Annotated in this window: 9 protein-coding genes; 2 read left to right on the top strand and 7 right to left on the bottom strand. The window is 44.1% G+C overall.

What is annotated here, in order from left to right:
• Nucleotides 1-152: 152 nt before the first annotated feature.
• From FD04_RS02805 to FD04_RS02815, 3 genes are all read right to left on the bottom strand, one after another.
• A complete protein-coding gene (locus FD04_RS02805) occupies nucleotides 153-773 on the bottom strand; it encodes a helix-turn-helix transcriptional regulator (RefSeq protein WP_054699552.1) in 621 nt (206 codons plus the stop codon).
• Nucleotides 774-1,157: 384 nt separating this feature from the next.
• Nucleotides 1,158-2,135 carry an aldo/keto reductase gene (locus tag FD04_RS02810; RefSeq protein ID WP_056946821.1) on the bottom strand — a complete coding sequence of 326 codons (978 nt, stop codon included), beginning with the start codon at nucleotides 2,133-2,135 and terminating at the stop codon, nucleotides 1,158-1,160.
• Between the two features lie 105 nt (nucleotides 2,136-2,240).
• Entirely contained in the window at nucleotides 2,241-2,729 is a 489-nt protein-coding gene (locus tag FD04_RS02815) for an AP2 domain-containing protein (protein ID WP_054699551.1), read from the bottom strand.
• Nucleotides 2,730-3,382: 653 nt separating this feature from the next.
• On the opposite strand from FD04_RS02815, the gene FD04_RS02820 reads away from it, so the two are divergent.
• On the top strand, nucleotides 3,383-4,078 hold the full coding sequence (locus FD04_RS02820) for a CPBP family intramembrane glutamic endopeptidase (protein WP_156660388.1): 696 nt from the start codon (nucleotides 3,383-3,385) through the stop codon (nucleotides 4,076-4,078).
• A gap of 292 nt (nucleotides 4,079-4,370) precedes the next feature.
• Here FD04_RS02820 and FD04_RS02825 read toward each other — a convergent pair whose 3' ends face one another.
• Together FD04_RS02825 and FD04_RS02830 are read right to left on the bottom strand one after the other, a co-directional pair.
• Nucleotides 4,371-6,962 carry an ABC transporter permease gene (locus FD04_RS02825; RefSeq protein ID WP_056946826.1) on the bottom strand — a complete coding sequence of 864 codons (2,592 nt, stop codon included), beginning with the start codon at nucleotides 6,960-6,962 and terminating at the stop codon, nucleotides 4,371-4,373.
• Between the two features lie 10 nt (nucleotides 6,963-6,972).
• Complete coding sequence (locus FD04_RS02830) at nucleotides 6,973-7,674, bottom strand: ABC transporter ATP-binding protein (protein WP_054699546.1); 702 nt, start codon at nucleotides 7,672-7,674, stop codon at nucleotides 6,973-6,975.
• A 234-nt stretch (nucleotides 7,675-7,908) separates the two neighbouring features.
• Between FD04_RS02830 and FD04_RS02835 the strand changes: the two genes are divergently transcribed.
• Complete coding sequence (locus FD04_RS02835) at nucleotides 7,909-8,370, top strand: MerR family transcriptional regulator (RefSeq protein WP_054699544.1); 462 nt, start codon at nucleotides 7,909-7,911, stop codon at nucleotides 8,368-8,370.
• Between the two features lie 142 nt (nucleotides 8,371-8,512).
• On the opposite strand, the gene FD04_RS02840 is transcribed toward FD04_RS02835, so the two are convergent.
• Nucleotides 8,513-9,364, bottom strand: a complete 852-nt coding sequence (locus tag FD04_RS02840) for a hypothetical protein (RefSeq protein WP_054699542.1) — start codon at nucleotides 9,362-9,364, stop codon at nucleotides 8,513-8,515.
• A gap of 418 nt (nucleotides 9,365-9,782) precedes the next feature.
• Entirely contained in the window at nucleotides 9,783-10,736 is a 954-nt protein-coding gene (locus FD04_RS02845; RefSeq protein ID WP_056946829.1) for an aldo/keto reductase, read from the bottom strand.
• Nucleotides 10,737-11,021: the final 285 nt, after the last annotated feature.

Here is an 11,021-nt window from a genome sequence, read left to right on the forward strand (position 1 = left end):
TTATCACTTTTAGTTGGTTGTGAAAGGCAACTTCAATAACGTCATATTTGAAGTTGATTTGAAAATATTCAAGCCTTTTTTCGTGACTTTTCAAGCTTTTGGGACAAAAAAGCCATCACCGATAATCGGTAATGGCGAATGCTGAATCTGGATCATTCTTCTTTTGCGTAAGTCATAAAGTGCTGGAATAGTCGGTTTTTGGTGATCTTACCAATCACCGTTTGTGGCGAATCTTTATCCACCACTGGCAGGGAATCCACTTTGTGTTTTAACAATAACTGGCCCACTTCGTTGACTTTCATATCTGCCGTTACCGTCACAATATTGGGCATGCGCGTCATGATCACGCTGGCTAAAATCGAGCTAGGATTCGCGTTGTTAAAGCTGGCTCGAAGCAGATCCTTACGGGAGATCACCCCTACTAAGCGCTCACTAGCATCCACGACGTACAAGCTCCCCACGTCCTGCAAAAATAGTTTACTGATGGCGTCTTGTAGCGTCGCGTTATCCTTGATAACTGCTGCCGGCTGCATAATGGTTGAAATTGGGTGGTCATAAAGTGTCTTATAGTCAACCCCGGCTTGGTTTTCACCACGATACACGTAGCCGACTTTTGGTCTGGCAGCCAGTACTTCCACTGCCGTCAGCAGCCGCAGATCGCCACGAATCGTTGGCACACTTAACCCAAGTTGACCAGCAATCTCTTCACCAGTCAATGGACTCTTTGCCTTCAGCATCTCAATGATCGTCCGCTGCCGTTTTGTGAATTCCATATGAACAACCCCACCCTCAACTTTAATTCATGCTATCTTTTAGAGATGATTATATCACTTATATAACGTTATATTGCAAGGATTAATTTAATTATATGATTTTAATATTGCATGTATCGTTTATAACGCTTGATTTATTGGGCATTTTTACTTTTTGAAATATGATATCGGATTGAAGCAACAATATCCAATATCGCCTTGAATAGATAATGACACAATAATACTCAAAAACCTCATCGACAACCAACATCCCATTTTTATCACTCCAAAAGTCAATCGTCGAATTTGAATTTAAACTGTTCAGTTTCCAATGTAAACAAAAAGTTCTAGAATTAACCGAATTGCTTCGATTAATCCTAGAACTCGTCTTAGATTATTTTGCGATTACCACAAATAATCCACTGGATTTTTAATATACTGGTCATACACATCTGAAACAATCTGCATCTGTTCAGCCGTCAATGGTGGTAAGGCTGACGCAGCCGTATTACGTTCAATCTGTTGCGGTGAACTTGCACCAGGGATAACCGCTGAAACAGCGTCATACATCAAGATGTAACGCAATGCCGTTGCGGCGAGGTTATTAGTCCCCAGCCGCTGCTTTAGAGTATCAGCGGCTTTCACCCCGGTTAAGTAATCGACGCCAGAGAACGTCTCACCCTTATCAAACAATTCACCATTCCGGTTAGTCGTCCGGTGATCTTCCTTACCGAACTTGGTGTCAGCCGTATACTTACCGGTCAGCAAACCACTGGCCAAAGGCACTCGTGCTAAGACGCCGACGTTGTGCTGTTTAGCCAGATCAAAAAATAGTTTAGCTGGACGCAAGCGGAACATATTGAAGATAATCTCGACAGCCGAAATATCATAATCAAGCGCCTTGATGCCCTCTTCAACGCGTTCGACGCTGACCCCGTAATTTTGAATCTTGCCAGCTTGCTTGAGCTTATCCATCTCAAAGAAGGTCTCTGGAGTGTAATAAATGCTCATTGGTGGGCAGTGTAGGAGCACCATATCCAAGGATTCTACACCCATATTCGTCAAAGAATCTTCAACGTAACGGGTCAAATTACCTGGTGCGAAGTGATCAACACTGAGTGGTTCTTCTTTACGACCAATCTTGGTTGTAAAGTGAACATCTGGGTGCGTTTTAAGAAAAGCCCCGACAGCCTTCTCGCTATCGCCACCCTGATAACCGTCGGCAGTATCAAAGAAGTTGACGCCTTGTTCATAAGCCTCAGCTAACGTTGCGTCAGCATCTTCGATATCAAAAGGTGCCCCCCATTTGCCACCCAATTGCCATGTTCCTAATGAAACTTCACTAATATTAAAACCAGTTTTACCTAACGTCCGATAATTCATATAATTCCCCTCCGAACTTCAATTTAATGCCATTATAGAAGTTATAGGGTACTCTAGGTCAAGCCTCGGACCAAAATAAATTTTTGAGTCGCCAAAATACCAGGCTTATACGCTGCCATCAGACTGGCGACTAATACCCAAGTACTGTTCCTCTGCTTGATGACGCGCCTCAATTGCCTCATCAATTGTTTTAAAACTCTTAAGGAGTACGTACTTATGATCCACCATGAGCCGTGCGAACCACTTGTTAGTTTGCTGGTCAAAGGACACACCAATCACACCGCTCTTATTACGGGCGGATTCATAAATTGAACTGAGCGAAACCCCGTCCTTATTACGTAACTGGTCAGAACGACCCATGTAGTCGACGAACTTTGGGTTGTTATAAACGCGCTTACTTGATAAATCTTTTCTCAAGCAACCACAACTCTTCGTGATGCCGGAACGGAGCCGAACCCCATCGACAACCGTTTTGTTCCCGCAATCACACTGGCAAAGCCACATTGCGTTTGAATTGGCCGGGTTATTCCCGTGGTATGCCAAGACGACTAGCCGGCCGAATCGTTGGTCAGTCAGGTCAATCCGTTTACTCATATTCTACACGCCATCCTTTAATCACTTTTGATAATGTTTATATTTTTTGAGCGGTTTTTAAACGTCTCTGTTAATTTTTTCAGTTTGAATTTATAACAATTTTCCAGTTTCTATATTCTACCATTCATCACATTTAATGTTAAATATGATTAAATTCTCATATTAATTTGGTTTAATCAACCATCTCTATGAATGTGATGCCTAATCATTCACCGCCGCGCAGCTAAATACAACGTCACAGTCTAAAACTCGATACATTTGGAACTTCTACATTGTATCATTGTCCAGAATTAATTTGCACACTATTTGCTGGGTTTAATGGAATTTTAGGGATACTCACAGTTTATAGGTTTTGTTAGCCAATTAAACGATGATGAGTAAGTGCCATTAATTGTTGTATCTTTGCTGGTAACGGATGAATATTACGATTACGAATTACTCGACTATGTTAATCAATTTACCTGCGACGTTCATTAAAATGTTAATGTATTAGCGTGCAAATGATTAATAACGAATGTAAGTATAAGCTAATATGCTATACTTAAAACATCGTGTCTAAGAGGGAGTCTAGTAAATTGATAAATCTACAGGATAAATCGTATTATTTTCGCTTGTTTCTTTTTTTCATAATTGAATTTTTAATTAGTCAGATATTGGGAAATCTGATTACCATTAAAATTGGTCACTTTGCACCTTGGGCATTGATTGTCTGCAAAACCACAGAACTATTGGTTATCCTTGGCTTGAACGCATGGTTGCTCCACCAACGTTTATACTTTCACCATTTAAAACGTGATACCATCATCATTCTAGTCGGCATTTTTGCCATTTTGATTTGGATCGTTTTCCAAAACGAAATGATTTATCGAATACCAGCCGCAATTACAATCGGATTACTAGGTGCGCTTCCGGAAGAGGTAATGGTTCGTGGTGTTGCACTTGGCAGCCTGCTAGCGCACATGTCGGGTAAGTGGCTTCGAACTAGGGCCGTTATTCTTTCATCTTTAGTATTTGCGTTACTTCACTTGGGAAACCTGACCATGCAGAGTTTTCCTGCAACCATCACGCAAGCGGTAAATGCTTTTGCCAGCGGTTGCTTATTCGCTGCTTTGTACTTACGTGCAGGTAATCTATTAGCGCCAATCATTGCTCATTTTGGTTTGGATTTTGTGGCTACCCTTGGGAGCAGCAATGCAAATCCATTCTCGATTGTTAGCAATTATCAACGTGGTGAATGGGTGTCTGATTTAATTCAATTCATTCTCCAGATTCTGATTGCCATCCTTTTGATGACGCTCGGATCAAAACAACGACGCGATCGTTTAAGTTCGCAACTTGCTGGTCATTAACGTGGATCAATTTTTCTAAATCATCAAATTATTCATACTCAGTTCTGCTTGAGTAGTTCAAAAAAGAGGTTGGGAAAAGAATCCATATTGGTAATCATCGAATTAATTTCTTAACTCGAACTGAGTTAAACATTTCACTTTATCACAAGACTTTTATCTAGTCTAAACGTGCGCCAAAACTCAGGTCCCGGCCATAAAAGAAAACCGGCCCGTAGATTCCAAAACCAGGAATCCACGGGCCGGTTTTCTTTTATTCTGGGACCTAGACGAGTTTTTGCCCACTCCCTTTATTTTACTCATTCGACTTCAACGCTTCAATCATATCCACACGCTGCAAACGGCGATGGGTAACTAGCATCACAATCAGTGTGAACACCAGCATTAAGGCCGTTGCAGTCAGATAACCTGGCCAGTGGATCGTGGTTGGAAAAATCACTTCTGCGGTGGCAGCCTGCATCATAATATATGCTGTCAGCAGCTTTCCGACACCGTAACCCACAACGATACCAACCAACGTTAAAATGATGTTTTCACGCACGATGTACATCGTGACCTCACCGTCGTAAAAACCGAGCACTTTAATCGTGGAAAGCTCTCGAATCCGTTCAGAGACGTTGATATTAGTTAAGTTGTATAGCACCACAAAGGAAAGTATCCCGGATAATCCAATAAAAATCAGTACAACAGCGCTCAGCGACTTAGACATACTGCTGACCGTGGTCCGTTGGTCATCTGTATAACTCGTACCAACAACCCCGCCCTGATTCAATAATTGATGTGCTAGATGCTCGCGTTGTGTGCTAGATTGATGATCTAATCGAACCAGCAACGTATTTAATGCTGGTTTTTCACCAAATAAAGTGCGGTAAGCATGACCACTCAAGTAGACAAAATGGCCCATATAGTTCTTAGTGATCGCCGTCACCTTCGCCGTGCCCTTCAAGTGGTCAGTCGTAGTGAGCTTGACTCGGTCACCCACTTTAACGTGTAACAGGTTCGCCATCTTTTCAGTGAGCACCACACCAGTTTGCTTGAGGTGGATATTATGATTATCAGTCGTATCCTTCAAACTAACGTACCGGGTAAATTGCTGAGGGTTCTCAGGCGCATAGATGTTGGCGTCTTCGACCTGATGTCCCTTCACTGAAACGGTGGCAACACTGCCCGCAACCGTGGTATGACTGTAGTACTGCTTTGTGTGATTCAATATCATATCCGCTTTACTCTGTTGACCTGCTTGGGCTAAGCGGACCGTGGCTTGGTAGTGCACAATATCTTGGTACTGCTTAGTGGCCGTACTACCAATGGAATCTTGAATACCAAACCCTGTCAGAATCAGCGCTGTCCCACCGGCAATGCCGATGATGGTCATCCACATCCGTGATTTGAAGCGAAACAGGTTACGATAACTCACTTTGCGATTAAAGCTCAGCCGTGACCACAGTGGCGTAATGCGTTCCAGCAAGATCCGTTTGGCCGACTTCGGTGCTTTCGGTCGCATCAAGGCAGCCGGCCCTTCACGTAGCTCTTGGGTCACAACAATGATGGCGGCACCAAGGGTTGCCATCAACGCAAACAATAACGCTAAACTGATAGCGGCCCACTGCGGGTGAACGACCCAAGTGAGTGGAATATAGTTTTTATAGAGCGCCAAGACGATCCGTGGAATGCTGGCATTACCAATTGAAGCACCCAAAACGGTCCCCAAAACGCCAGCGGTCAGTGCATAGGCCAGATAATTACGAGCGATTTCCCACTTTGTGTAACCCAGTGCTTTGAACGTGCCAATTTGGCCACGGGCCTCTTCAACCATCCGTGTGACCGTTGTAAAGGTAATCAACGCTGCAATCAAGAAAAAGAAGACTGGGAACACGTTCGCAATGGCTGCAATTCGTGCTGAGCTATCACCGTACGCTTGGAAACCGGGTAAATCATTCCGATTTTGCCAAGTGTAAACAGTGGTTGTAGCTGTTTCAAATTGATTTTTGGCATTCGCTAATTGCCGTTCCTGTTTCGCCAGTGCCCGCAGTTTTTGGGTAACCGCTTCTGGACCAATTTGATTCACAGACGCTTTCAACTGCGCCTTAGCCTGTGTTAACTTGGCCTGAGCTGCCGCAAATTTGGCGGGTTGAGCGCCTTGCAGTTTCGCTGTTCGCTGACTTGCTCGGGTGTTAAATAATCGCTTTAAAGTTGTTATTTTTTGATTCACACGATGCTCATACGTGTTCGAAAAAGTGTCCAGTCCTTGTAACTGACTAAACCAAATCGACAGCATCGTCGCGACCTTCAAGTTCATCTGTGAAGCCGGTATGTAGGCAAAATACTGGACCGTTCCATCGCCAACGTTCGCGGATCCTCGACTTGCGTTTTCAATATAGCGTGGTGAATCCACGAAGCCAACGATACGGTACTGTCGTTGTGATAGCTTAGCGGATTTGGCAAAGGTGTAGGTCTGTCCTAATCGGTAACCGTACTTGGTCTTTGCACGTTCATCAAGGACGATTTGGTTCTTGGCCCGTGGTAAATGACCGCTTCGCACCGTAAGTCGATTTTGCTTTTGGTTCGCCTCATACCCGTACAATGAAACGGCCGAAGATTCATGACCGCCAACCACCGCCCGGTACTTCACGGCTTCAACTTGTGCGTCTTTGACCTGACGTGCTACTTTGACATCCGCCTGCGTAAAGCCAGTCGTCGAGATTGCCTGGATATCACTTAACTTGGCATCAGTCACCGTTTTTTGTGCCGACTGATTCAGAGATGGGCCAGCCGCCTTGACACCCACAAAGATCAACACACCCAACATAATAATGAGGATGATGGCAATAAACCGGCCTTTGGCTCTGGCGGTTTCCCGCCACATATTTTTCGTTAATGGTTTCATCTCACGTCACCTACCATTCAATCTTATCGATCGACGTCGGTGTCTCATTATCTACCACTTGGCGAACTTTCGCGTCATTGATGTAAATGACCCGATCGGCCATCTTAGCCAATGCAGCGTTATGGGTAATAATTATAACCGTCTTATGTTCTTGCCGACTAGCCACTTCCAGTAATTTCAACACCTGCTTACCCGTTTGATAATCCAGTGCACCCGTTGGTTCATCACACAACAGTAGCTTAGGATTTTTCGCTAACGCCCGCGCAATCGCAACTCGTTGCTGTTCGCCGCCAGATAACTGAGACGGAAAGTTGTCTAACCGGTCTTGCAAGCCGACCTGGTTGAGTACTTCGGTTGCATCCAGTGCGTCACTGACAATGGATGAGGCCAGCTCCACGTTTTCCTTCGTGGTTAAATTGGGGATCAAATTATAAAACTGAAAGACAAAGCCAACGTCATTTCGTCGGTATGTGGTCAACTGTTTAGCCGAAAAAGTCGCAATATCAACGCCGTCAATCACCACTTCGCCAGCCGTTGGTGAATCCATACCACCTAAAATGTTTAAGACCGTTGACTTGCCCGCACCACTTGGGCCGAGAATCACAGTTAGCTGTCCTTGTTCCGCCTCAAAACTAATGTCGTGGTTAGCGATAATCTCAGTTTCACCCATCTGATAACGTTTATCTTCATGTTTAACTTCTATGTAGGCCACGTCGCGTCCTCCGTTCTTTAGTCACGTGATTAATACCATTAATGATAACACCTTTATGAGCAAATTGAGATTAAAGTCGGGTAACACCCGAACACCGACGCCCGTTTTACTCAGCAATCATTCGGTTTGAGAGTGCTGAACTTGCTTAAAATGACTAAATCGAAAAAATGTTTGAGTTAGAGTATACTCTAAGTATTATCATAATTTTATTCATACCGTAAAGGAGCTAAAATAATGCCATATTCTATTGGTCAAGTTGCCGAGAAAACGGGGCTGAGCACTTACACGCTTCGCTATTACGATCGTGAGGGCTTGATGCCTTTCGTTGGTCGTAACGCGGCAGGTCGGCGTGAGTTCACCGACGACAACCTTGATTTTATCGACCTCATCACCTGTCTAAAAGCAACTGGTATGCAACTCTCTGAGATTCGTAAATTTGTGGACCTCGCCATGCAGGGTGACGCCACTTTAGAAACACGATTAAATATTTTCAAGCAACAACGTCAAGCCGTTCAAAAACAGATTGAGCAGTCCCAGAAGTATCTTGCTAAACTTGATTATAAAGTACGGTTCTTTGAGGCTGCCTGTGACGCGGGTTGTGAAGCCGCTGTTTCCGGCGACTGTGATATTCCGGATGCACCAATCGTCATTGATGACAGTTTGCGGGTTAACCGGGCTAAAGTTAGTGGTCGGTAACCTAATGTGTAGTTGTCCTAGGACAGTAAAAAGCCATTGAATGCTAATTTATCGCATCCAATGACTTTTTTTACGTTCAAACATTATCGTTGATCGTATTGACATCCGCTGTGTTTTTATCAATCAACAATCTGAAAAATCGTTAATCACCTGCTGGTACCAAGATAATCTTGTACCAACCGTAACCTGAGAAGGAGCCGTGGTCATCTTTGGCAATTGAACCAGTTCCAATTTGCCAGCCGGCGTAACTGGTTGGATCAATGCCCTGCTTGGCCAAATCTTCTTTAACGTATTCGGCAAAGCTGATCTTACCGGACCACAGATTATTCTGGAGGGTGTCATCGCCAGATTCTTGTAGAACTATTTTATTCGCAACCTGACTTGGGGTTAATTCCGCCCAAACGGATTTTTCAAGATTCATCCACTCATCGGTACCCTCTGCATCACCGTTAGCCAGCTGACTCGCAGCCCGCGCAAGTGATTGGTTGTAGACAGTCCCAGTAAACAAGGCTGACATGGCGTTATTTTGCGCCAATTGTTCATTCTTGACTTGGGTGGTGCCGTCCATGGTCACGATGGTTGGAATTTCCGAACTCGTCGGATTGGCATTAGTTGACGTCACATTGGTCGTCTTAGTGCCGGCATAGGGACTGACGCCCTTGGTTAAATAACCGCGCCAAACGTAACCGGTCGTTTTTTGATTGCCACTCTTGACTTGGTAGTAAATGGAACCACGCATCTTGACACTCTTAGATAAATACCAAGTGGTGCGCGGATAGTTTTTGAGATTATGCAATTTTCTCGTGTGGTGAGCATCCCACATGTAAGCTGTCGTACCACGATTCTTCTGATGGTACGCAACTGGTGTCGCATAATTTTTAGTTTTCGTCCAATAATAATAGGCTGCATGGGCGGTTGGCTGATTGATTGAAATAAAACCGATCCCCATCCCCAAAGCAACGCCAAAGATCCCCAATGGTTGTTTGAATTTCATTTTGAAACGCCCCTTTCGTGGAAATTATAGCATGTTGTCAAGGGCAAGACTGTGTCGAGAGGCTTTATTAACCAATCCTTATTTTTCAGCACTGGCGACAATTTGAGTGTATGCCCTAGCAACATAATCTGAAAAATGCTTATCATCATAATCACCCCAAAAATAGCGAAACTGGAAAGAAAGTCTCTTTTGACAAAAATCAAACTCGATTTTTCAACTCAAAAACAATTAAGAATTGAAATTAATTTCAAGACTGTTATCTAGCCTTAACGTGTGCCAAAACTCAAGTCCCGGCCATAGAAACAAGAAAACGCGTAGATTCCAACAAATCAGGAATCCACGCGTTTTCTCGCTTCTATTCTGGGACTTAAACGAGTTTTGTCCCACTCACGCTATTTTAGCTAGACAAACTTAACGTTTAAGGCAAAGTGTTGCCCGCAGCCATGTAAATGTCATACCACTCCTGCTTCGTTAATTCGACATCAGCACCAGTGATACTCTCCTTCAAGTGTTGTTCGTTCATTGAACCGAGAATAACCTGCATGTTAGCTGGATGACGTAAAATCCACGCAGTTGCAATGGCGTTCTTAGTGACACCCTTCGCCGTTGCTAAACTCTGGAGGGCTTTGTTTAATTCAGGGAACTTTGGATTATCAATGAATGGGCCTTGGAACGCACCCCATTGATAAGGCGACCAAGCCTGGATCGTCATGTTGTGAAGTCGTGAATACTCAATGATCTCACCATCGTGGTTGACGCTACCTGCATCGCTCATGTTGGTGTGCAAACCGAAATCAATTGGGCCGGTATGCATCACACCAAATTGAAGTTGGTTAACCAACAAACGTTGGCTGATTGCCGATTGGATCAACTCAACTTGCATTGGGTTGCAGTTTGACAATCCGAAGTGACGAACCTTGCCTGAGGCCTGTAATTGATCGAAGGCCGCCGCAATTTCGTCAGGTTCCATCAGTGCATCTGGTCGGTGCAACAAGAAGAAATCAAGGTAATCGATTTGCATCCGTTCCAAAATACCGTCTACAGCTTCAATCAAGTGGGCCTTAGAAAAGTCATAGCGTTGGCCAAGGACTACTTCACCATCACTCTTGTTGGGATCAAGAATGATACCACCCTTTGATTGAATAATCAGGTCTTCACGCTTGATGCCTGACTTCTTGAGTGCTTCCCCAAAAATTTCTTCTGATTTGCCAACACCATAAATATCAGCTGAATCAATGAAGTTAACGCCAGCGTTCACCGCGGTTTTAAGCACATTAGTGGCGTCATCAACATTCAATCGCACCATCCGCATAATTCCTAACGCAACGGCTGATGCTTCAAGGTTGGTGTTTCCAATTGCAACATTTTTCATCATATTTCCTCCCTTTTCAACACCCTGAGCTTATCAGTTAGAGTACCCTCTAGGTCAAGGCAATTTTAGCATAAATTTATTTTACTACGAAATTCATTCCAGCATTGGTTTTGAGACGTACTAAACACTAATACATTTGTGTCCTTCGGCCACTACCACTCCGGTTAGGCGGGTGGGGCGCTGCTGTGGGACCGACTTCAGCCACGAAGAACACGTGTCTTTCGCCGAGCCTTTGAGCCCCGTCAAAGACAGACGGGTCTCAAAAACGTCCAGTGTTTCTAAGCG

It is taken from the genome of Secundilactobacillus odoratitofui DSM 19909 = JCM 15043 (assembly GCF_001434895.1).
Lineage (GTDB): Bacteria > Bacillota > Bacilli > Lactobacillales > Lactobacillaceae > Secundilactobacillus > Secundilactobacillus odoratitofui.

Bases quoted from the DNA above. Each gene is read 5' to 3' on its own strand.
- FD04_RS02835 (WP_054699544.1), top strand. From the start codon at position 7,909: ATGCCATATTCTATTGGTCAAGTTGCCGAGAAAACGGGGCTGAGCACT.
- FD04_RS02840 (WP_054699542.1), bottom strand. From the start codon at position 9,364: ATGAAATTCAAACAACCATTGGGGATCTTTGGCGTTGCTTTGGGGATG.
- FD04_RS02805 (WP_054699552.1), bottom strand. From the start codon at position 773: ATGGAATTCACAAAACGGCAGCGGACGATCATTGAGATGCTGAAGGCA.
- FD04_RS02845 (WP_056946829.1), bottom strand. From the start codon at position 10,736: ATGAAAAATGTTGCAATTGGAAACACCAACCTTGAAGCATCAGCCGTT.
- FD04_RS02810 (WP_056946821.1), bottom strand. From the start codon at position 2,135: ATGAATTATCGGACGTTAGGTAAAACTGGTTTTAATATTAGTGAAGTT.
- FD04_RS02825 (WP_056946826.1), bottom strand. From the start codon at position 6,962: ATGAAACCATTAACGAAAAATATGTGGCGGGAAACCGCCAGAGCCAAA.
- FD04_RS02815 (WP_054699551.1), bottom strand. From the start codon at position 2,729: ATGAGTAAACGGATTGACCTGACTGACCAACGATTCGGCCGGCTAGTC.